This window comes from Streptomyces sp. NPDC058469 (assembly GCF_042721125.1).
Classification (GTDB): Bacteria; Actinomycetota; Actinomycetes; order Streptomycetales; family Streptomycetaceae; genus Streptomyces.
Window position 1 is genome coordinate 1 of record NZ_JBHXME010000185.1, and the last position, 20,529, is coordinate 20,529.

Genomic DNA, 20,529 nt, shown 5'->3' on the forward strand with positions numbered 1-20,529 from the left:
CTATGCCGACCTCTACGACACACAGTTCGCCCGGCAGAAGACGGCCGTCGACCTCCCGCGGATTGTCACCGCAGTCCGCTGTAGGCGGCCATGATGATCTCCATGCCGCGGTTGTCCTCCTGCTGCTCCCGGTCGATCATCTGGTTCATCACGTAGGCCACCGTCATACGTGCATCAGGGTCGCTCGCGACCAGCGAGCCGCCCCATCCGCCCCAACCGAAGGTGTTGCCGAACTTTCCGAAGCCCACGGTCCAGGACATCGGCGTCCGCAGCACCCGGTCCTCGCCGCGGAACACCTCCTGCCACGCGGGCTCGCAGCCCTGGGGGGACAGCAGCCGCACGCCACCGGCGGAACCCCGGTTCGCCAGGGCCGACTGGACGAGGGCGACGGACCGAGCGTTGCCGAAGCCGTTCACCGCGGGGATCTGCGCACGGCGCCAGGCCACGGAGTTGGCATCCCTCACCCGCACCGCGACACCGGTGTACTCCCGACGTGTGCCGTCCGGTCCGAGCGGTGCGCCGGCGGCGAACTCGTCGGTCAGTGACGGCGGCGGGATGAGCGGTGCGACGCGGTGGTCGTCGTCGGCGGAGAGCCCGATGTGGAAGTCCGCGCCCAACGGTGTGGCCACTTCCTCGGCGAAGAAATCGCCGAGGCTACGGCCGGTGATGCGGCGGACGATCTCACCGATCAGGAACCCGAAGGTGAGCGCGTGGTACCCGGCGGCGGTTCCCGGTTCCCATTCGGGGGCCTGCGCGGCCAGCCCTGCCGTCACGCTCTGCCAGTCGTAGAGGTCCTCGACCGCCGCCAGCCCGGACAGGTCCGGCAGCCCCGCGGTATGGGACAGCACATGGCGCACCAGCAGGCGCTCCTTGCCCGCCGCGGCGAACTCGGGCCAGTAGGCGGCGACCGGCGCAGACAGATCGAGCAGGCCCTGGTCGGCCAGGACGAGCGCGCACAAGGCGGTCATGTTCTTGGTCGTCGAGTTCACGCCCGTGAGGGTGTCGCGCTCCCAGCCGACCGTGCGGTCCGCGTCGGCGTACCCGCCCCAGATGTCGACCACCGGCTCGCCGTCGAGGTGGACAGCGACCGAGGCACCCACATCGTCCTTGCCGAGCGAAGCTGCGAGGGCCTCCTCGACTGCGGCGAACCGCGGCTCGCACAGCCCCTTAATATCAGTCATGTGCGCAAGCCTCAGGCAACGCCGAGGCCGCCCGCCCGACAATTCCCGCACGGCTTCTGTCGGGCAGGGCGCGAAGGAATCACCTCCACAATCACCTCCACACCTGAAGGCGGCCCGCCGACCGGCCGTATCGGCAGCTGGTCTCACGGGCCCGGCGACCACTCGACCGGCATGTGTGTCACGACACGGCACCCAGCCGCAGGAGCTGCCACATCCGGGTGCGCATTCCTGCGGGGGAGAATCAAGGAAGAGGGACGGATACACGTGCTGGAGCGGCTGAATCAGGCGCTGAACCACCTGGAGGCCGACCTCCACCGGGAGGTCGACGTGGCCGAGGCGGCCCGGATCGCCGCGGTGTCGGAGTACCACTTCCGGCGGCTCTTCTCCGCCCTCGCCGGGATGCCGCTCCCGGTCTACGTGCGGCGCCGGAGGATGACGCTCGCCGCGGCCGAGGTGCTGGCCGGTGAACGCACGCTGCTCGATGTCGCGGTGCGGTACGGCTACGGCTCGGGCGAGGCGTTCGCCCGGGCGTTCCGGTCGGTGCACGGCATCGGTCCGGGCGAGGCCCGGCGCACGGGCGCGCTGCTCACGGCACAGCCCCGCATGTCCTTCCGCGTCGTCGTCGAAGGGAGTACGACCATGCGGTACCGGATCGTGGAGAAGGAGGCATTTCGGATCGTCGGCAGGAAGACCCGGGTCCCGCTGGTGCACGAGGGGGTCAACGCGGCCGCCGCGGCGCACCTGGAAAGCCTGGACGAGCAGGCGATCGTACGGATGAAGGAGCTCGCCGGCCGGGAACCGGAGGGGATCCTGTCGGCAGCGGTGTATCTGACCGACAGTCGGGAGGAGGGCGCCGAGGCGGACTACTGGATCGGCGTGGCCACCAGCCCGGAAACGGCCATCGAGGAACTCCACGCCCTCGACGTGCCGGCCGGGACCTGGGCGGTCTTCGACAACGACGGGCCCTATCCGAGCGCGCTCCAGGAACTGTGGCGGGACGTGTTCACCCAGTGGTTCCCCTCGAACCCGTACACGAGCCGGCCCGGTCCGGAGCTCCTGCGGACGCAACTGGTGGAGATCGGCGAAGAGACCCACTCCCAGCTGTGGATCCCGATCGAGCGGGACAGCGGGAACGCCGCCGCGTGAACACCGGTCTGCCGACCGGCGGGGATGCTCCTGCTCGTCAGGGGCGCGTCCAGCCCTTGACTTCACGGCCGGGCGAGCGACCTGCCCAGGGGGGTCGCGGCCCCCTCTCCGCCTTCGGGTGACAGGCCGACGGGCCAACTGTGATGCAGGCCATGATTCTCGTCGTCCGATCTTGGAATGCGTGAGTGCGTGCCGCGGCTGAAGCGCTTGTAGGCTTTTCCTGCCCTTAGGGGCGCATCGGGCAACGGTGGCCGGCGCGACAGCTACAGAAACAGGGCGAACGGGACACGTAACGGTCCGGCCCGCTTCACCCGCATCCGCACGCAAACCGCCGCCCGTGAAAGGTACTTGCGCTCCATGCCACTGGCCCTGCTGGCCCTTGCCCTCGTCGCGTTCGGTATCGGTACGACCGAGTTCGCCACGATGGGACTGCTGCCCCAGATCGCCGACGGCGTCGGCGTGTCCGTGCCGCACGCCGGCAACCTCGTCTCCGCCTACGCGCTCGGTGTCGTCGTCGGGGCGCCCGTCCTGACCGGCATCGGCGCGCGCATCGCCCACAAACGGCTCCTGGTCCTGCTGTCCGCACTGTTCGTGGTCGGTAACGTCGCCTCCGCTCTCGCTCCGAACTTCGGCCTGCTGTTCGCCGCACGGTTCCTGGCGGGCCTGCCCCACGGAGCACTGTTCGGGGTGGGCGCCGTCGTGGCCTCCCGGCTGGTCGCCCCCGAACGAGCCGGGCGGGCCGTGTCGAGGATGTTCCTCGGACTCACCGTCGCCAACATCGTCGGCGTCCCGGCCGGCACCGCCCTCGGGCAGCATCTCGGCTGGCGATACGCCTACTGCGCCGTCGCCGTCATCGGCCTGGTCGCGCTGGCCGCACTGGCCGCCTTCGTCCCCCACCAGCCCCGCAGCGACCAGGCCGGCATCCGGCACGAACTGCGGGCGATGGGCAACCGGCAGGTCGCCCTGGGCCTGGCCACCGCCGTCGTGGGATTCGGCGGCTTCTTCGCCGTCTACAGCTACCTGGTGCCGATCCTGACCCACCTGACCGGTCTCTCCGACTCCTCCACGACTTGGGTCCTCGCGCTCTACGGCATCGGAATGACGCTGGGCACACTGATCGCGGGTCCGCTCACCGACCGGGCCCTGCGCCCGACGTTGTACGGGGGCCTCTTCCTGCTCGGTGCGACGCTCGTGGCGTTCTACTTCACCGTCCACAGCACCGTCCTCGCCCTGGTGACCCTTGCCTTCATGGGCGCGATGGGCGCCCTGGTCACCACCCCCGTGCAGATGCTGCTCATGGCCAAGGCGAAGAACGCCCCGACGATGGCCGCGGCCTCCAACCACTCCGCCTTCAACCTGGCCAACGCCGGCGGCGCCTGGCTCGGCGGCCTGGCCATCTCCGCCGGCTGGGGCTGGGCCTCACCGGCCCTGGTCGGCGCGACGCTCGCCGCAGCCGGCCTTGGCCTCGCCCTCCTCGCAGGCCTCACGGACCGCGATACCGGCAGCTCTGCACTGATCACTTCCTCATCGGCCCAAACCCCGTCAGAACCCTTGTCGACGACGTCTCAAACGCGGACCAGTAGGGACGCCTGAAAGGTGGCCCCCTGCACAGGCCCGGTTCGTTGAACACGGCCAGTGCAGGGGGATCAGCGTCGAGGCGGGCGGAGATCCGCCGGTTTCACCGGACCGAGTGGGTGCCGATCGGGGCGATCGCGCTGAAGGGCTTGGTCGTGGACGCGGTCCCGCCCTTTCCGTGAACTGCTGGAGCAGCGGCCGGACATGCCCGCGACCGTGATGATCGAGCGGATCGGCCGTGACCTCGGATGACGGTGCTCAAGGAGCGGGTGGGGGAGGTGCGGTCGGCCTGTCGCCCCGTCGATCCGGGTCTTGCGGACGGTCTACGAGCGCGGTGAGCGTCCGGTGCGACCTACGCGCGGTGGATGCTCGCGAGGACGCTGCCTTCCCGCTCGGCGACCGACCTGATCGCCGAACGCTGGTGGCTGCGGAGTGATCTCGACTCCGTTCCAAGAACGTTGGCCTGGGACGGTGAGGGCGCCGTCGGCACTTGACGGTCCGCTGGACCTCAACTCCCCGACGAATCCACCGCGTTCGTCGGGCTCGGCAAGGCCGGGCAGTGAAGGCGGGTCGAGGTTGTTGGGCGGATAGACGGGTGGCGACGGTGATCCCGTCACCTAGGGCCTCGAACACCGTTCCTGCCGGTTCATGGCGTCAGCACGATCCTGCCGAACACCGTGCCCGCGTCCATCGCGTGGTGGGCCAGGGCCGCCTGACGCAACGGCAGCACCTCGTGGACGACCGTGTGCAGGTCTCCCTTTGCGGCGTCGTTGAACTGGGACGACCGCACGGCCCGCCGGTCCGCGCCGGGCACGGTGTCGGAGCTGAAGGTGGCGAACGACAGCGACCTGCGGAAGCCGTCCATCAGTCGCATGCCGAAGTCCGCCGGTGGCTGTCCTCCGACCATGCCGACAGCCACGTACCGCCCGTTGTCATTCAACCTGTCCAGAAAGAGGGGGACCTGGGAACCGCCCACGACATCAATCACCACATCGAAGCCCGACGGCACATCCGAGTCGGCCACTCCGGAGCGGTCCAGGACATGGGTCGCGCCCAGGTCCCTCAGGCGCGCGCCACGTTGCGCGGACGAGGTGGTGACCGCCACCGCGCCCGCACCGTTCCTGGCCGCGAGCTGGACCGCCATGATCCCGATGCTGCCTGCCGCCCCGCGCACGAGAACCCTCTCGCCGGGCGCGAAACGGGCGCGGTCCAAGGCGAAGTGAGCGACCACACCGGAGCCGCCGACAGTCACCGCGTCCGCGCCGGTCAGACCATCAGGCAGCGGAAGGACGTCGTCGACCGAGGCGACGGCCTGCTCGGCATACCCGCCGGCCAGACCGGTGAACGCCCACACCCGGCGCCCTACCCACGAGGCGTCCACGCCATCTCCCACCGCGTTGACGCTGCCCGCCACCTCACTGCCCAGGAGATGGCCTTCCCGGAAGCCGTACGCGGCGAGCGTTCCCCTGCGGATGACGGCGTCCACCCCGCCGACCCCGATCGCCTCCGTGGTGATCCGTACCTGTCCTGGGCCAGGTACGGGCACGGACAGGTCGACGACCTCCAGACCGTCAGGGTTTCCGAACTCCCTGACCACAACGGCTTTCATCTCTGCTCCTCAAGTTCGGTCAACGTGCGGGTCGTAGCCGGTGTGCCGGGATGGGGCCGCTGCCACCGACATCGGGACCGTAACGGACGCCCCCGTCCGTTTGGCTAAAGTGAGAGACCATGACCGACCGTTTGCCTCACCCCGTGCGCTCCGACGCCCGCGACAACCGGGCCCGCATCCTGGACGCCGCCCGCGCGGTGTTCGCCGAGGAGGGCCTGAGCGCGCCCATGCGTGAAGTCGCCCGGCAGGCGGATGTCGGCCCCGCGACGTTGTACCGCCACTTCCCGACCAAGCGCGCACTGATCGTGGAGACCTTCGCCGAACAGCGGCGAGGCTGCCAGGCCGCCGTCCATGACGCCCTCGCGGCCCCGGATCCGTGGCACGGATTCCGTGGCCTGGTCGAGCGCATCTGCGAACTCCACGCGCACAGCCGGGGATTCGCGGACGCCTTCATGACGGCGTTTCCCGAGGCCATGGACTTCGCCACCGACCGAGAGCGGACCTTGCGCGCGGTTGCCGAACTGGCCCGCCGCACACAGGAGACCGGCCAGCTCCGCTCCGACTTCGTCGTCGACGACCTGGTCCTCATGCTCATGGCCCACCAGGGGATCCAACACACACCCCGTGCCGCCCGGCTGGCAGCCTCCCGCCGCTATGCCGCCTACGTGATGGAGGCGTTCCACGCCACGCCGGACAGGGGAGAACTCACGCCACTGCCACCGGCACCACGCCTCCAGCTCGCGCACACGCCCGACACGCCGTGAACCCGTCGCCCTGTACTTGACCGCGCTCACGTGTGATCCGTCCGTACGGCCCGCAGCAGACCGCACTCCGGCGGGGGCGTCGGCAAAGCCTGTCGGGCAACGGCTTGAAAGGGTGCGCGAGATCGCGCGCGGTGACTGCCGACTTCCGCTGCTCACCGCGGCGGCAGGTTGCGCGGGTTGGTGTGCTAGGAGATCCAGAAGCGCCTCCGTGCCACCACCGGGAAGCGCGGCACGTTGTCTTGTGGCTCCCGTCCCTTGATCGAGCAGCCGTTGCACGCCGGAGGTCACCTGGTCGACGTCCCCGAGTTCCTTGAGCGCGGGTGTGAGGCGAACGAGCATGGCGCCCACCAGCGCCGCTGCCGGGGAGGACGTGGCGGTATGGGGGTCGACCGGATCTGCGTTCAGGCCGCGGCGCGCCGCGTGCTATCCGGCTTCGACGGCGAATGCGGAGGTGTCGTGGTCGGTGCCCACGTTGACCCAGCCGGTGTTCGCAGCGACGTCGTAGACGCCGTAGGGCACCGCTCTGCCCAGCTCGCGGTCGGGGAAGTCATGGGTGTCGACCCGCACCGTGTGGACGCTTTCAATATCGCGATCGTCGACACGCGACTTCACTCCAACCGAAACGGCGAGGCTGGAGCAGGCTGCTCGCCGAGGAAGGCGCGGGCATCATCGCCATCGACCTCGCGGGCCAGATCGACGCCATCTACTACCCGATGTCCGGGCCGGAGGACCTCGCCGAGACGGCCCGTCAGGTCGGGGCCCTCGGCCGCAGAGCCCTTGGCGGGGCGCGGTCAGGCAAGCAGCTACATCACGGCCTATCAGATGCCAATCTGGTCCTAGCTGTTGTCTCCACAGCACCTGCTGGTGCCGCCCGAGTTCCCGGCACGGCGAAGGCACGCGCGCTCAGTTGGTGGTGTCGAGGAAGTCGGCCGAGGCGCGTATCCCGCGGGCCGCGTGAGGCTCTCTGAGCCTGCCCTGGCCGCCGTCGGCGGATCACTGCGGGTCAGGGATATCCATTGTTTTCGGCGATTACTACTGGCAGGCCGGGACATCCCGTCGCGCCTTGACGGTCGGCCGTGCGAGAGGCGGCCGAGGGCCCGCCGATCAACACAGTCGTAGCGGGCGAACCCACGTCAGGCTCAACGCCATGGAGGCAGAATGTCCACCGGTTCCAAGGCGGAGTCCTCCGAGACTCGGCGAACTCGTCGGGTTCCGGTCACCGGCTACTCCATGATCGGCGCCGCGATCTGTGCCGGCGACATCGTGACCGTACGGCGCCGACCACGGAGACATCGTCGCCGCGCTCTGGGGACGAGACCACCGTGAAAACGTTGCGCCGGCAGGACGGGCGGGTGTGGCTGATGCCCTGCAAACTCGCCTACCAACAATTCTCTGGGGGTTCCAGCGGTTGCCGTGCTGTGAAGCTCACATCGGTGCAGCTCAAACCTGGTGTTGCTGAGCCTAACCATCGCAACATGTGTGGTGCTATCCCCGGTTCGGGTGATCCGGGACGGTGGCTGAATGCGCTCGGTGGCCCCGCCGACGGCGAGGCCACCGAGTTCGATCGGGCTGGTTGGTCGCACTGGTTGTCCATCACCCGTATCTACTGAAGCTGTCTGACGAGCAGTTCGCCCGGTTGGAGGAAGAACTGACCAGGGGGCCGGCCGCGCACAGCTGGGAGGATCAGCGGTGGACGCTGGAACGCGTTAGGACCGTGATCGGCAGGCAGTTTCGCCTCACGTGTTGCATCGCGGGAGTGCGGCTGCTGCACCGCCACGGCTGGTCCTGGCAGAGTCCGGCCCTGGCGGGCCCTGGAACGTGACGAGCAAGCCGTCCAGTTGTGGAAGAAGGACGTGTGGCCGCAGGTGGAAGGACCGCGGCGGCGCTCGGGGCCCACATCGTTTTCGAGGACGAGGCTGGGTTCGCGATGACGCCGCCGCGAGCCCGCACGTGGGGCCGGCGCGGACAGACTCCCGTGGTGAGCGTGCGGGGACGGTCCCGGCGGCGGATCTCCATTGCCGCGATGTGCTGCTACCGGCCCGGCAAAAGGTCTCGGCTGATCTACCGGTCCCGCTTCCACCTGCTCCTCAAAGGAGCACGCAAGAGCTTCACCTGGCAGGACTACCGCGACCTCCTGGTCCGCGCCCACCTGGAACTCGATGCCCCGGTTGTTGTCTGGGGCAATCTCAACACCCACCGGGCCGCCGGGATACGTGAGTACGCGGCTGCACGTGGCTGGCTCACCATCGTGCAACTTCCCTCCTATGCACCGGACTTGAATCCGGTGGAGGGCATCTGGTCGCTGTTACGGCGCGGCCCGCTGGCCAACACCGCCTTCGCCGACGACGAGTGTCTTGAACGCACCCTGCGCCTGGGCCTGCGTCATGTCCAGCTCCGGCCCGACCTCATCGACGGCTGCCTTGCCGCCACCGGACTCACTCACCCAGCACCGGACAACATTCCGACGAGCTCAATAACTCCTATGTCCCTCTCCTATGCCCCGCACTCGTCCTCGCGATGGCCAAGAACATCGCCCGTACGGAGGCACTTGGTCTGTCTCCCGAGAGGGGCCGGCTACTCCCGGAGGAGGAGACCGACCCCTACGTCGAGCGGACGGGATCAGCTCAGGCCGAGGTTCGACAGCGCGGTCGTCCAGTCCGTGACGATCGCGTCCTGGGCGTCGGCGAGGGTGACGGTGCCGGCGCAGACGGCCTTCTTTAGCTTGTTCTCGACGGTGTCCTTGTTGGCGGCGGTCTTGGTGCCGTACTCCGGCTCGGGCCAGAGGTTGAGCGCACTCTTGGGGGAACCGCCGAGTTCGAGGGGGACGAAGTGGTCCTCCTCGTAGTCCGAGGTGCTGGTGTCGGTGTAGCCGTACTCGACGATCTGCGTCTTCTTCAGCGCGGTGGTGTAGGAGCTGGACGGCCGGACGGTCGCGGTCCACCCGGAGACGCAGATGGTGGAGTCGATGGTGGACTGGGTGACGTCCGGGTTGAAGTCGCCGGGCTGGCAGGTGGGGTCGGGGAGGGGGAGGTAGTCCTGGCTGCAGCTCTGCGCGTGCGCGGTGCCGGCTGCGACCGTGAGGCCGGCGGCGGCCAGGGCGAGGGAGGAGAGGGCGGTGACCAGGGAGCGGGATATTCGGGGCATGGAGGGGGATCTCCCGGAGCGGTGCCCGGCAGGAATTCCGGGCGGTCGTGAGCATGACAGCACCCGGCTCATCTATGCGGGTAGAACCTTTACCGGCCCCGAAGATCCCTTTGTTGAATTTTTTAGTACGGCGGGACTGACGGAGGGCAAGTCATGGCCCGCGCATGGTTGTCGGCATCGCGCGCAGGGCCCGGTAACGGCCCCCTCGTAACCTGAGCCCAAGACCACGTTGACGCTTCTGCATCCCGGCGCCATGGGCGCGAGAGTCCGCGGGCAGGCGACCCGCACGGGAGCCCGGGTGCTATACGTCCCCACCGGCCGCGACCCCGCCAGCTTCCAACGGGCCCAGGAGGCAGGCATGGAGGCCGCCGAGTCCCTCGAATCCGCTCTGGCCGCAAGCGACTTCGTCCTGCCAGTCTGTCCGCCGCACGCGGCGGAGGACGTGGCGCACGAGGTCCTCACGCACCTCTTCCGAGGTGTGTACGTCGAGGCCAACGGCATCAGCCCGGACCGGACCCGGGGCATCGCCGCCGCCTGCGCCGAGCGTGACGTACTCATGCTCGTACCGCACACCACCGGCCTACCGCAGGGATCAGCAACCGCCAACAGCCTGAAAAGATCAGTAGGCCAAGGTCCCAGCAAGGCGCGGATGTCCTGGGCAACGCGGTCGGCCAAGTGCTGGGTGTGCGTTAACGAGCGGCGAACCAACCGGCAGCCTGGAATCAGGAAAGCGGTGTCCCGCAGCGAACGGTGGGACAGAGCTATGAGTCCGGACCACCACGGGCCTGATCACCGCCCGGCGGGACCACATCCCGCCGGGCGGGGTGGCACCCGGGGTCTTACCGACAAGTGGATACCTCGTGCCAGGGGGCCGAAGAGCCAGTCATGCTCTACTACCCGCGGATCGAGCCGCCGACCGAGCGTATACGCCAGGCGCTTCTGTACTGGGATGGTCTTGCGACCGTGGTGCCGGCCGACGACAGCCTTCGGCGACTGGTCATTCCGCCCGTGCTGACCGACCTTCAGGCTCGCGGCTTCTGCAAGCCTCAAACGTTGACCGTGGACCTGCTGCATCCCAACTCCCCTGCCGCGCAAGCCCTGCGCGCAGAGCCGTCCGGACTGGGCCAGGAGCTTGTGTCGAGCAACTCCCTTTTGATGGTGGCGAAGAAGGACTCGGCGAGCGCGTTGTCCCACCACTGCCCGGTGCGGTCGACGGACAGACGTCGCCCAACTCCGTTGCCAGAGAGGCGAATTGCTGACTTGTGTACTGACAGCCGTGACCCGAGTGAAAGATCACCGGCGGGGCGGGACGACGCTCGCGGCAGGCGGACTGGAGAGCGTCGGCGACCAGTTCGGTCCGCAGGTGGTCGGCGGTGTACCAGCCGACCACGCGGCGGGAGGCGATGTCGATGACGGTGGCCAGATAGAGCCCGCCCTCCTCGGTCGGGATGTAGGTGATGTCGCCGCACCATCGGCTGTCCAGGCCGTCGCGGTCGGCAGCGAAGTCGCGGACGACGACGTCAGGCCGGACGGCGGCCCGCGGATCAGGGATCGTCGTCAGCTGCCGCCGTCTGCGGTGCCGGCCCTGCAGTCCGGCGGTGCGCATCAGTCTGGTGATCCGGCGCCGTCCGCAATCCACGCCCTCGCGTTGCAGGATGGCATGGATGCGCGGGACTCCGTCAGTTCCTCGTGATCGCTCGTGAACCGCGGTGATCTTCTCGGTCAGCTCGGCATCACGTACCGTGCCGCGCGCGGCACGGGCCTGCCACTGCGGCGGGCGTAGAAGACGGGGCGGGAGACCTGCAGCAGTTCACATGCACGCTTGACGCCGTGACCGCTCTGCTTCTCCGCCTCGATGAACGGGTGCACCGTCACCGGATCCCCTTGATGCTCCTATGCCAAGCAGCCAGCCTCATGGGCGTCTCTGGTAGCGGGTTGAAGGGTTCGCCGAGATCGGCTTGGTCGGCGAGCAAGGCTTGGAAGACACGGTCGGAGATGCGACGCCGCAGCAGTCGCAGGGCCTCCGTTTTGGTCTTGTCGACGGTGAGTTGCTTGGCGAAGTATGTAGCGCCTTCGCCGTCGCCCCGCACCTGGGTCACGCGATCATGTGGAGAGCATGGTTGGATGCTCGCGCGTGCTCGGGCGCAGGGATTCCCGGCCCGCTGGGTGGCGGCCGATGAGGTTTACGGCGTCCGTGACCTGCGCCTTTGTATACGTGAGTTGGGGTTCGACTACGCGATTGCGGTGCCCGCCACCCACCGGGTCAGTACCCCGGCCGGCCGCTTCGACACGGCTGCCGTGCTCGCGAAGCTGCCGCGTCGGGCCTGGCAGCGGATACGGACCGGACACGGCACCAAGGGCGACCACCACTACGACTGGGCGATGATCGAGATCATCGGCGACGACACCCCGCCCGGCTTCGATGCCGGGCCCAGTTTCCTGCTCGTCCGCCGCCACCGCTACACCCGTCAACTGTCCTTCTACCGCTGCCACTCCGCCTCCGCCACCCCCGTCGCGCTCGCCGATCTTGTCGAAGTGGTCTGCCGCCGCTGGCGGGTGGAAGAAGATTTTCAAGCCGGGAGTCGCTGACCGGCCTCGATCAGGGGCAGGTGACCTGCTGGAAGTCCCGGTACCGCTGGAGCCTGATCAGCCTCATCGCCGCCGCCCTGCTGTCCGTGAGCACCGCCCTGCACCGCACCGCCGGCCTCGAACCGGCGGAAGCCGCCAAGATTCCCGTCACCCGCCTCGAACTCCTGCGGATCCTGCGGTCCTTCGTCCTGCCACACCCCGTGACCGACCCCGAGCACGTCCTGCGCTGGTCGAGGTGGCGCCGCCGCCACCAGTTCCACGCCGCCACCTGTCACCGCCGCTGGAACGAGGTCACCGCAGCCGCATGATCGGAACTACAGCTGCCGTGACCGAGGTCCGCGGCTCCGGGCCTGGGAAAGTACTGAATCCATACCATTGGCATACCGTTTTCGAAGCGGGCCTGCCCAGTATCGAGGATGTCAGCGAATCCCGTTTAATCGCCGGGCGGAGTTTCCGAACCCGCCAGGGCGTTTATCGGGCGTCGTCGTGGCGAAAAAATTCACCTTCGATCGGAAGTGGAGATCCCATGACTGAGCAAACCGGATTCACCGACGCGGATTTCGTGCTGTCGCTGCAGAGCCTCGACCTTGAGGACGACAGCCAGACCAGCGTCATCGTCGACAGTTGCAGCTCCTGCTACCTCTTGAGCTGCTGACAGCGACTTAGCGCTTGCGGTCCCGGACTGTATCGGACAAAGCTCCCTCGTCCCGTCCGGGACCGATCGCAGCGTCAGATCCTCGGGCCAACAGGTTCCGGACCACAACCACTAGCGCGAAAAGGGGCGGGCTGATATGCAGCGGCCGTGGGAAACAATGCTGTCCTACATGAGTCACCATCCGCGGTGGTTCGAGAACTTCAGCCGGCGCATGCCGAGCAGCGAGCACATGCGCGAATACCGGGCGGCGCTGCCGGACGACTGGCACACCTGGCGTCGTGGCTACTGGATCATCGCCGAACCGCCGGGCGCTCTCCTAGTCGGCCAGGGCTGGAAGCTGCACGTCTCTTCGACCTCACGCAACAGCACCGAGACCTTACGGCGGGCATTGCCGGTTATGCGGGATGCAGGGGTGCGCTTTAAGTTCCTGATGGACCCCCCGGCAGTGGGTGAGGCCAACGGAAAGTCGTTCCCCCGCGCATCGAGTGGGAAGTTCATCACCGTCTACCCGGACGACGACACGCAGTTCCGCGCCATCGCGGCAGCGCTGACCCAGGCCTTGGCGGGGCTGGACGGACCCTATGTCCTCACCGACCGGCGCTGTCCGGGATCGCGGGTGGTGTCCTACCGCTACGGCGGGTTCGTCAGCCGCTTCGAGCTCAAGCCGCTGGGCCTGCGGGATCTGATGATCCAGGCCCCCGACGGCTCGCTGGTCCCGGATGTGCGCACCCCCTACTGGCTCGTCCCGGACTGGGCGCAGGATCCGTACGCGGGTGCGGACCGGGGAACAGAAACGGACAAGGACGGAGCCGCGGGCGCGGGTGGGAGCGCGGGCAAGGGGTTGCTGGGCGGCCGGTTCAAGGTCGGGAGTGCGCTGGCGTTCAGCAACCGCGGCGGCATCTACCGCGGCGTGGACACCGAGACCGGCGCGGACGTGGTGCTGCGCGAGGCTCGGCCGCATGTCGAGGTGGGCCCCAGAGGCATCGACGCGGTGGACCTGCTGCGCCATGAGTACCAGCTACTGACCGAACTGGCCGACACCGGTCTGTTCGTGCGCCCCATCGCGTTCTTCGAGCAGTGGGAGCACGCGTTCATCGCCGAGGACTACATCGACGGCAGCCATCTGGGCCACCTGAGCATCGCCCACAACCCCCTGTACGGCTTGGACCTGACCCCGGCCCGGCTGGCCGACTACTACGACCGGTTCCGTCTGCTGTGGGTGCAGATGGCGGACGCGATCGCGGCCTGCCATGAGCGCGGCATCGTACTGGGCGACCTGTCGATGACCAACATCATGGTCACCGCTGACGACCGGATCCGCGTAATCGATCTGGAATCCGCCTTCCACGAGGGGACCGACGGCGGCGCGGGGCTCAGCACCCCGGGTGCGGTCACCCGGCGGGCGATGGCCGCCGGGCGCGGCGACCGGCGCACCGACTACTACGCGCTGGGCGGGCTGCTGCTGTGCTGCGTCCTGGCCTGCCACTCGAACGACCTGGTCGACCACGACATCCCGCTGCGGCTCCTCGACGAGGTAGCAGCCGATCTGGCTCTGCCGGGAGAACTGGTCGCACTGATCCGGGACCTGTACGACGAGAACGCGCCGCTGCCCGACCCGGTTGCGCTGCGCCGGCGTCTCACCGACCTGCCCTTCACCACCGCCTGGCAGCAGCCCCCGCCGCTGGCACACCCGGTGACACCCGAACCGGAGTCCGCGGCCGACCTGAGACGGCGGATCGAGACCACGCTGGACGGCGTGGTGAAGTTTCTGCACGGTACTGCCGATCTGCAGCGGGAGGACCGGCTCTTCCCAGCGGACCCGCTGGTCTTCGAGACCAACCCGTTGTCCGTCGCGCACGGTGCCTACGGCTGCCTCTACGCACTCCACACCGTGGGTGGCGAGGTGCCGGACACCTTTCTCACCTGGGCGCTGCGCAAGCCGACAGGTCATGAGGCGCTGCCACCGGGCCTTTACTACGGTTCAGCAGGTGTCGCCTGGGTGCTGTCGGCGATGGGCCATCGCGAGGTGGCGGCCCGGGTGCTGCGCGACGCCGCGGGGCATCGGCTGCTGTACGCCGAGCCGGGCGTGCTGACCGGGGCGGCCGGGCATGGCATGGCCTGCCTTCGGCTGTGGCGCGACACCGGCCGCACGGAGTTCCTGGACCGCGCCCGCGAGATCGGCGAGCACTTCGCGCGGAGCGCGCGGCATGAGGGCGTGCGGGCCCACTGGACCGGCTCCGGCAAGCATGTCCCCGTCGGCTACGGAGAGGGCGCGTCCGGCGTGGCCATGTTCCTGCTGGCCCTGCACGCGGCCACCGGTGACGTGCATGTGCTGGAACTGGGCCGCGCGGGGCTGGAGTTCGATCTGGCCTGCGGCGAGTACTCACCCACAGGACGGCTGTCCTTCCCGGCCGTCGCACGCACCGACGACAAACCGTCCCCGGTACTGCGCCAGTACTGGGACGAGGGCACCGCGGGCATCTTGACCACCCTGCTGCGTTACCACTACGTGACCGGGGACGGAAGCCTGCGTAAGCACATCGATGAACTACTGCCGGACGTGCGGCGCAAGTACACGACGTTTCCCCAGCTGTTCCACGGGATCAGCGGTATCGGCAACACCCTGTTGGACGCCTACGAGTTCCTGGGCGACCCGGAGCTCCTGGGCGACGCGCAGCGGGCAGCCGAGGCAGTGCTGTGCAGTGCGGTGCGGCGGCCGGAGGGTGTGGTGTTCCCCGGCGAGCAGTCGGTACGGGAGTGCTGCGACCTGGCGAGCGGCTCGGCCGGTGTCGCGCTCTTCCTGGACCGGTTCCGCAGGGCGCGCCCCGGGGCGCGCACCAACACGAACTTCCTGCTGGACGACCTGCTGAAGGAGCCACCGACGGCTTCCGGGAGCCGTGGATGACCGCCACCGTCCCTCCGATCACAGCCGCCGCACCACGGCTCAGCCGTAACCGGGACTTCCAACTGCTTTGGATCGGCCAGGCGTTGTCGGACTTCGGCTCCTCGATGACGTACATCGTGCTGCCGCTGGTGCTGCTTGCGGCGGGCAACTCCACCACGGTCGCCGCGACCGTCGGCACGGTCTCCCTGGCCGTCGGGCTGGTGGCACGGCTGCCGGCCGGCTACCTGAGCGACCGCTGCGACCAGCGTGCGCTGATGCTCGGGTCCGACCTGGCCCGGCTGGTCGCCGTCGGGTCGCTGGCGGTGTACGTGCTCCTACGGCCTGTGCCGATCGCGCTGGCTCTGGTGACGGTGGTCGTGTCGGTCGCGGCACTGGAAGTGTTCCGCCCGGCCCAGAGCAAGGTGATCCGACGGATCGTGCCGACCGAGCAGTTGGGTGCGGCGCTGTCGTTGAACCAGGCGCGGGCGTACGGCGCAGACATCGCCGCACCGGCGGCGGCCGGGCTGCTGCTGGCGCTCGAACCCTCCGTACCGCTCGCGGTGGACGCGCTGACCTTCGGCGTCTCCGCGCTGTGCGTGGCCGTGGCGGTCCGCGCGCCGCGCCGTGGCCGGGGCCCCGACGGGGCGCCCGGCGGCGGGGACGCGGAAGCAGCGGGTGCGCAGCCGGTCGCTGAGCGGTTCCTGACGAGGTTCACCGCAGGGTGGCGGTACCTGGCGGGAGACCGGTTCATGCGCTGGTGCGTGCTGTACGGCGCCGGGCTGAACCTGGCTTTCTCCGCCCTCACGTTCGCCCTGATCCTCGGCGTGGGCAGCAGACCCGACGGCGCGGTCGCGGTGGGAACGGCCATGAGCGCGGCAGCGGTGGCCGGACTGGCCGGCTCCCTGCTCACCCCGTACGTCCAGCGACACGTTTCCCTGAAAGTGACCCTTGTCGCGGGTCCCGCCACCGGGGCCGTGCTGCTGGCCGTCGCCTGGACCAGCGGGAGCACCATCGCGTTCGTCGCCGGGTTCTGCGCCCTGTGCCTGCTCATCCCGGTGATTTCGGCGACGTTCGGCACGATCATGGCGGTCGCCGTGCCGGAGGAGATCTACGGCCGGGTCATCACCACTAGCGGCTTGGTCGCTCAGATCGTCCAGCCCTGCGGGCCGCTGGCTGCCGGGCTGCTGCTGACCCGGCTGTCACTGCCGACGACCGCCGCCGCCTTCGCGATGGCGTTCGCCTTGCTGGCAGCCGTCCCCGTCGCCCTGCCCAAGCCGCCGCAGACAAGCACACCAGCACCGGCCAGGAGCCCCTCGTGATCACGCCACAGATGCCCGTTGGCGCCGGCAGCGCCCGTCCCGCCGTCTTGCAGTCCGTGCTCGAACTGGGTGCAACGGACAGGCAGATGCCTGCCGAACAGGCAATCCGGGAGGTGGTTGGCGTCGCCCAGACCGCTGAGGAATGCGGGTTCCACCGCTTCTGGGTCGCCGAACACCACGCCTCGCTCGACGCCGTCAGCAGTGCACCAGCGGTACTCATCGCGCACGTCGCCGCCTGCACCGAGCGCATCCGGGTGGGTGCAGGCGGGGTAATGCTGCCCAACTATGCTCCCTACGCTGTGGCCGAGCAGTTCGCCACGCTGGGCGCACTGCACCCCGGCCGAATCGACCTGGGCGTAGGCCGCTCCTCGGGCGGCACCGGGGCCCATAGCAAGTTACTCGAGGCGGCGCTGAGGCGTGACGCCAGGGCGGCGCTCGAGTTCCCCGCCCTGATCGACGAGCTGATGGGCTTCCTGGATCCGCCCACCCGGGCGCAGACGCCGATCGAGCCGGAGCGCCCGACCCTGCACCTGTCTCCACGGGTTGCCTCGCCGGCCCAGGTGTATGTCCTGGGGACCAGCGAGAACGGCGCCCGAACGGCGGCCGAGCGGTCGCTGCCGTTCGTCTACGGGCTCCACCTGGGCCAGTCCAAGTGCCGCCCGGCGGCGGTGGAGCGCTACCGTGCGACCTTCGACCCCGGCCCGCGAGGTGCCCGGCCCTACGTCATCGCCTCGCTGAACGTACTGTGCGCGGGGAGTGACGACGAGGCCGAGCAACTGGCTCTGCACACCGCGTGCAACGCCGTGCGGCGCCGCACGTGGACCGCCCTGGGAGAGTCCCCGGACAAGGCCCGGGAGGAGTTCCTCACCCGCAAGGTCCTGGAGGATCAGCAGGTGGTCCACGGCGGCCGGTCCACGGTGATGGAGGGCATCCAGCGGGTCGTGAAAACTCTGGACGTCGACGAGATCATGCTCGTCCCCTTCGACCTCACCGGCGCCGGGCGCGGTCGGACACTGCGCATGCTCACGGGACGTCAAGCGCCGACCCTGGCCGTAGCGGCGGCGACCTGATCCGCCCGGTCCGGACCGGACTCAGGCCAGCATCGAGCGATACTGAGCTTCGAGTACCGGGCTGGGGCCCAGACCGAACTCAGCTGCCAGGAATTGCCGGTACTCCTCGTATACGGCGAATGCCTCGGTCTGCCGCCCCAGTTGGAACAGGGCATTCATATGAGCGGCCCGTAGGCGTTCGCGCTGTGGATGCAGTTCCATCAGATCATCGATGGTCTCGGCGACCTCCCTGGCGTTGCCCAGCCGCAGCTCAACCTCCGCCCATTCCTCGTATACCTGCAGAAAACGGGTGCCGAGACGTTCCGCCTCGGCTGATATCGTCTGCGAGTTGCGCAGCTCCGGCAGCGACGGCCCGCTCCACAGTTTCAGCGCCTCCTTCAGCAGCCTGGCCGCAGAAGCGAGCGCGCCGTGGCCTGACGCCTCCCTTCCGGCACGGGCGAGGCTGCGGAACCGCAGCGCATCCAACTCCCCGTCGCCGACCAGTAGCAGATAGCCGCTTCCCCGGCGGACCAGCCGCCCGCCCGCTCCAACGTCTTCCAGGAGCTTGCGCAGCGCCGAAATGTACACATGGACGTTCTTCCGTGCGGTCTTCGGCGGTCCGCCGTCCCACAGCGCATCCATCATCAGCTCGACGGGCACCAAGCCATTGGGACGGCACAGCAGGACGGCAAGAAGCATGCGCTGTTTGGGGGGTCCGAGCGGGACCGGTCCATGCCCGCCCCCGCTGGTAACGGAAAGCGGGCCCAAAATTGTGAACCGGACGCCGCGCGGCTGCAGATCGGCCGTCCCTTGCTCCATTTGTCCCCCAACACCTGGTTCATGAACGGAACTCGTTCGCGCGGACATGACCGGGGTCCACGTCGGACTGCTGGTTGAAGAGTGATCCTTGGGACTCCTCCTGTCGTGCACTGTTCCGCTCAGTGGACCAGCGGAAAGAGGGCACGAGCCGACTGAGCGATCCCTCTGCACGTCGGCTACACCGACTGGACCTCCGATGTCTCCACAACCGGGCCCTGCTCCAGACGAGCACCCACAGCACCCCAAAGCCCAAGGCCGTGAAGTTACGGGTTTGGGGGTGTCGGCAAGTACGTCCTGATCTGCGGTCACCCCGGACGTAGGAAGCGGAGCCCCAGTAGAACTGGCAGTCGACCAAGACAGCCGTTCACAGCACCGGAAGCTCCGCTGTCCGATCAGTGTGTCATGCGTGAAATCACGGTAGCCAAGGGCCTGTTCGCCCCCGGGCACCTGGGGGAACTCACCCAGATCGTCCCGTTCGAGATCGTCGATGCGGCCCTTGCCGAGACCGGTGCCGTCCAGCAGGGACTGCGGAAGATCTCCGCCTGGGTGGTGGTCTACCTGCTGCTGGCCGCCGCCCTGTTCGAGGACTGCGGCTACCTGGCCGTCTGGCGCAAGCTCACCGCCGCGCTGGAGGCGATACCGGTCGCGAAGATCACCGGCACAGCGCTCTGGGACGCCCGGACCCGTCTCGGTGTGCGCCCCATGCGGGCCCTGTTCGACCTGCTGCGCGGGCCGGCCACGGCGATCCGCACCGTCGGCGCCCGTTTCAAGGGCTTGCTGACCGTCGCGATCGACGGCACGTCGTCGGCGCGGGTGAAGTCGGGAGCCGTCACGCCTGCCAGTGGATCGACGGGAACCGGGATCGCGCGCGGGTCGGCTGCCGCCTGACCGGCAACTCCCGCTCCGGCAGAGGCCGTTCCGTCGGTCGCGGCACCGGAGGCAGGTCACGGCTGCCATAAACCTCATCGGCCGCCACCCAGCGGGCCGGGAATCCCTGCGCCCGAGCACGCGCGAGCATCACGGCGGCCTGCTGCGGCTTGGTCGCGAAGGCCACCTCGTCGGTCACCCCGGCCAGCTCACGTCGCTCGTCGTCGAAGGCCCAGTCCCGCGTCAGGTACAGGGCCCGGTCGATCAGCGCGCTCCCGGCGGCGCTCGCGTAGGCGAGGTGGACTGCGACCTGGCACAGACCCACCCCGCCCAGCGCACCGGAGTACTGCCGCGCCGCCCCGACCGCGTCGGTGGCGGACTTCTCATCCCCGGTCTCGTCCACCACCAACACCGCCTGCGCGTCAGCGAGATGGCCCACCGCGAAAGAGGCGACGCACGTGCGTACCGTCCCGTGGTCCCATACCGCCCGCGCCAAGAAGTGCTGCAGCCGGTGCGGACCGCAATGCCCCAGCGCCTCGGCCAACGTCCAGCAGCTGAGCCGCTGAAGCCCCATCAGCACCGCCTCGACCGTCTCCCGCAAGGTCTGCCGCGACTCCCGGCGCGGGAAGCATGCCGCCACCCGCCCCATGAACGCCCCGAAGGAGTCCCGCCACACCGCCCGCGCCACCGTCGCTTCCACGGCCACCACGCTCTGATACTTCGTCACAAAAGATCATGATCACGGTGGCCGCACCCAAGCCCACGAGCACCCTCGACAGATCGCTGACCAGCGACGATCCGGCCACCTACCGGGAACTACAGCCGCCGTGACAGTCCGGAGTTGGGTGGAGTCGAGTTGCTTGGTTTCACGCTACTGGTGGGGTGCGGAGTTCGTACTCGACCGGACTGAGCATGCCCAGTGCGGAGT

The 20,529-nt window shown here is 68.8% G+C and carries 20 protein-coding genes and 2 pseudogenes; 13 read left to right on the forward strand and 9 right to left on the reverse strand.

Annotated features, from left to right (window positions below):
* Window positions 1-65: 65 nt before the first annotated feature.
* On the reverse strand, window positions 66-1,181 hold the full coding sequence (locus ACFWP5_RS45075) for a serine hydrolase domain-containing protein (protein ID WP_384170810.1): 1,116 nt from the start codon (window positions 1,179-1,181) through the stop codon (window positions 66-68).
* Between the two features lie 264 nt (window positions 1,182-1,445).
* Between ACFWP5_RS45075 and ACFWP5_RS45080 the strand changes: the two genes are divergently transcribed.
* From ACFWP5_RS45080 to ACFWP5_RS45090, 3 genes are all read left to right on the forward strand, one after another.
* Complete coding sequence (locus ACFWP5_RS45080) at window positions 1,446-2,327, forward strand: GyrI-like domain-containing protein (protein ID WP_384170812.1); 882 nt, start codon at window positions 1,446-1,448, stop codon at window positions 2,325-2,327.
* A gap of 357 nt (window positions 2,328-2,684) precedes the next feature.
* Complete coding sequence (locus ACFWP5_RS45085; protein ID WP_384170814.1) at window positions 2,685-3,920, forward strand: MFS transporter; 1,236 nt, start codon at window positions 2,685-2,687, stop codon at window positions 3,918-3,920.
* Between the two features lie 347 nt (window positions 3,921-4,267).
* Entirely contained in the window at window positions 4,268-4,396 is a 129-nt protein-coding gene (locus ACFWP5_RS45090) for a hypothetical protein (RefSeq protein ID WP_384170816.1), read from the forward strand.
* Window positions 4,397-4,548: 152 nt separating this feature from the next.
* On the opposite strand, the gene ACFWP5_RS45095 is transcribed toward ACFWP5_RS45090, so the two are convergent.
* Window positions 4,549-5,511, reverse strand: a complete 963-nt coding sequence (locus ACFWP5_RS45095) for a zinc-dependent alcohol dehydrogenase family protein (protein WP_384170818.1) — start codon at window positions 5,509-5,511, stop codon at window positions 4,549-4,551.
* 119 nt (window positions 5,512-5,630) lie between these two features.
* Between ACFWP5_RS45095 and ACFWP5_RS45100 the strand changes: the two genes are divergently transcribed.
* Entirely contained in the window at window positions 5,631-6,275 is a 645-nt protein-coding gene (locus ACFWP5_RS45100) for a TetR/AcrR family transcriptional regulator (RefSeq protein WP_384170820.1), read from the forward strand.
* A gap of 429 nt (window positions 6,276-6,704) precedes the next feature.
* Here the strand turns inward: ACFWP5_RS45100 and ACFWP5_RS45105 are convergent.
* Window positions 6,705-6,839 (reverse strand): annotated as a pseudogene (locus ACFWP5_RS45105) (ISAzo13 family transposase); the annotation flags it as partial.
* A 1,150-nt stretch (window positions 6,840-7,989) separates the two neighbouring features.
* Between ACFWP5_RS45105 and ACFWP5_RS45110 the strand changes: the two are divergent.
* Window positions 7,990-8,097, forward strand: a complete 108-nt coding sequence (locus tag ACFWP5_RS45110) for a winged helix-turn-helix domain-containing protein (RefSeq protein ID WP_384170842.1) — start codon at window positions 7,990-7,992, stop codon at window positions 8,095-8,097.
* Between the two features lie 105 nt (window positions 8,098-8,202).
* Window positions 8,203-8,715, forward strand: a pseudogene (locus ACFWP5_RS45115) (transposase); the annotation flags it as partial.
* A 179-nt stretch (window positions 8,716-8,894) separates the two neighbouring features.
* On the opposite strand, the gene ACFWP5_RS45120 reads toward ACFWP5_RS45115, so the two are convergent.
* From ACFWP5_RS45120 to ACFWP5_RS45135, 4 genes are all read right to left on the reverse strand, one after another.
* A complete protein-coding gene (locus ACFWP5_RS45120; RefSeq protein WP_384170822.1) occupies window positions 8,895-9,419 on the reverse strand; it encodes a hypothetical protein in 525 nt (174 codons plus the stop codon).
* Between the two features lie 997 nt (window positions 9,420-10,416).
* Entirely contained in the window at window positions 10,417-11,145 is a 729-nt protein-coding gene (locus ACFWP5_RS45125) for an IS3 family transposase (RefSeq protein WP_384170844.1), read from the reverse strand.
* Window positions 11,142-11,294 carry a hypothetical protein gene (locus tag ACFWP5_RS45130; protein ID WP_384170824.1) on the reverse strand — a complete coding sequence of 51 codons (153 nt, stop codon included), beginning with the start codon at window positions 11,292-11,294 and terminating at the stop codon, window positions 11,142-11,144. The genes ACFWP5_RS45125 and ACFWP5_RS45130 overlap by 4 nt, the downstream gene beginning before the upstream one ends.
* Window positions 11,291-11,518: a hypothetical protein gene (locus ACFWP5_RS45135; protein ID WP_384170826.1), complete on the reverse strand. Its 228-nt coding sequence runs from the start codon at window positions 11,516-11,518 to the stop codon at window positions 11,291-11,293. The genes ACFWP5_RS45130 and ACFWP5_RS45135 overlap by 4 nt, the downstream gene beginning before the upstream one ends.
* Window positions 11,519-11,543: 25 nt before the next feature.
* Here ACFWP5_RS45135 and ACFWP5_RS45140 point away from each other — a divergent pair, with 25 nt between their 5' ends.
* The 6 genes from ACFWP5_RS45140 (at window position 11,544) to ACFWP5_RS45165 (ending at window position 17,936) form a co-directional block, all read left to right on the forward strand.
* On the forward strand, window positions 11,544-12,008 hold the full coding sequence (locus ACFWP5_RS45140) for a hypothetical protein (protein ID WP_384170828.1): 465 nt from the start codon (window positions 11,544-11,546) through the stop codon (window positions 12,006-12,008).
* A gap of 20 nt (window positions 12,009-12,028) precedes the next feature.
* A complete protein-coding gene (locus ACFWP5_RS45145) occupies window positions 12,029-12,316 on the forward strand; it encodes a hypothetical protein (protein ID WP_384170830.1) in 288 nt (95 codons plus the stop codon).
* Between the two features lie 218 nt (window positions 12,317-12,534).
* Entirely contained in the window at window positions 12,535-12,663 is a 129-nt protein-coding gene (locus ACFWP5_RS45150; RefSeq protein ID WP_329347548.1) for a hypothetical protein, read from the forward strand.
* A 169-nt stretch (window positions 12,664-12,832) separates the two neighbouring features.
* Window positions 12,833-15,568, forward strand: a complete 2,736-nt coding sequence (gene lanKC, locus ACFWP5_RS45155) for a class III lanthionine synthetase LanKC (RefSeq protein ID WP_384170832.1) — start codon at window positions 12,833-12,835, stop codon at window positions 15,566-15,568.
* Complete coding sequence (locus ACFWP5_RS45160; protein ID WP_384170834.1) at window positions 15,565-16,866, forward strand: MFS transporter; 1,302 nt, start codon at window positions 15,565-15,567, stop codon at window positions 16,864-16,866. Before lanKC ends, ACFWP5_RS45160 begins: the two co-directional genes overlap by 4 nt.
* A gap of 11 nt (window positions 16,867-16,877) precedes the next feature.
* Window positions 16,878-17,936, forward strand: coding sequence for an MsnO8 family LLM class oxidoreductase (locus ACFWP5_RS45165; RefSeq protein ID WP_384170846.1), 1,059 nt, complete (start codon window positions 16,878-16,880; stop codon window positions 17,934-17,936).
* Window positions 17,937-17,957: 21 nt separating this feature from the next.
* Here the strand turns inward: ACFWP5_RS45165 and ACFWP5_RS45170 are convergent, their stop codons facing one another.
* A complete protein-coding gene (locus ACFWP5_RS45170) occupies window positions 17,958-18,614 on the reverse strand; it encodes a BTAD domain-containing putative transcriptional regulator (protein ID WP_384170836.1) in 657 nt (218 codons plus the stop codon).
* A gap of 522 nt (window positions 18,615-19,136) precedes the next feature.
* On the opposite strand from ACFWP5_RS45170, the gene ACFWP5_RS45175 reads away from it, so the two are divergent.
* On the forward strand, window positions 19,137-19,622 hold the full coding sequence (locus ACFWP5_RS45175) for a transposase domain-containing protein (protein ID WP_384170838.1): 486 nt from the start codon (window positions 19,137-19,139) through the stop codon (window positions 19,620-19,622).
* On the opposite strand, the gene ACFWP5_RS45180 is transcribed toward ACFWP5_RS45175, so the two are convergent.
* A complete protein-coding gene (locus ACFWP5_RS45180) occupies window positions 19,564-20,328 on the reverse strand; it encodes an IS701 family transposase (RefSeq protein WP_384170840.1) in 765 nt (254 codons plus the stop codon). The two genes, ACFWP5_RS45175 and ACFWP5_RS45180, sit on opposite strands and share 59 nt — an antisense overlap.
* Window positions 20,329-20,529 lie beyond the last annotated feature (201 nt).

Excerpts from the sequence above, each read along its gene's own strand:
- ACFWP5_RS45150 (WP_329347548.1), top strand. The coding sequence starts at position 12,535 with ATGACTGAGCAAACCGGATTCACCGACGCGGATTTCGTGCTGTCGCTG.
- ACFWP5_RS45170 (WP_384170836.1), bottom strand. The coding sequence starts at position 18,614 with ATGCTTCTTGCCGTCCTGCTGTGCCGTCCCAATGGCTTGGTGCCCGTC.
- ACFWP5_RS45140 (WP_384170828.1), top strand. The coding sequence starts at position 11,544 with ATGCTCGCGCGTGCTCGGGCGCAGGGATTCCCGGCCCGCTGGGTGGCG.
- ACFWP5_RS45085 (WP_384170814.1), top strand. The coding sequence starts at position 2,685 with ATGCCACTGGCCCTGCTGGCCCTTGCCCTCGTCGCGTTCGGTATCGGT.
- ACFWP5_RS45160 (WP_384170834.1), top strand. The coding sequence starts at position 15,565 with ATGACCGCCACCGTCCCTCCGATCACAGCCGCCGCACCACGGCTCAGC.
- ACFWP5_RS45095 (WP_384170818.1), bottom strand. The coding sequence starts at position 5,511 with ATGAAAGCCGTTGTGGTCAGGGAGTTCGGAAACCCTGACGGTCTGGAG.
- ACFWP5_RS45165 (WP_384170846.1), top strand. The coding sequence starts at position 16,878 with ATGCCCGTTGGCGCCGGCAGCGCCCGTCCCGCCGTCTTGCAGTCCGTG.
- ACFWP5_RS45120 (WP_384170822.1), bottom strand. The coding sequence starts at position 9,419 with ATGCCCCGAATATCCCGCTCCCTGGTCACCGCCCTCTCCTCCCTCGCC.
- ACFWP5_RS45075 (WP_384170810.1), bottom strand. The coding sequence starts at position 1,181 with ATGACTGATATTAAGGGGCTGTGCGAGCCGCGGTTCGCCGCAGTCGAG.
- lanKC (WP_384170832.1), top strand. The coding sequence starts at position 12,833 with ATGAGTCACCATCCGCGGTGGTTCGAGAACTTCAGCCGGCGCATGCCG.
- ACFWP5_RS45090 (WP_384170816.1), top strand. The coding sequence starts at position 4,268 with ATGCTCGCGAGGACGCTGCCTTCCCGCTCGGCGACCGACCTGATCGCC.
- ACFWP5_RS45100 (WP_384170820.1), top strand. The coding sequence starts at position 5,631 with ATGACCGACCGTTTGCCTCACCCCGTGCGCTCCGACGCCCGCGACAAC.
- ACFWP5_RS45175 (WP_384170838.1), top strand. The coding sequence starts at position 19,137 with ATGCGTGAAATCACGGTAGCCAAGGGCCTGTTCGCCCCCGGGCACCTG.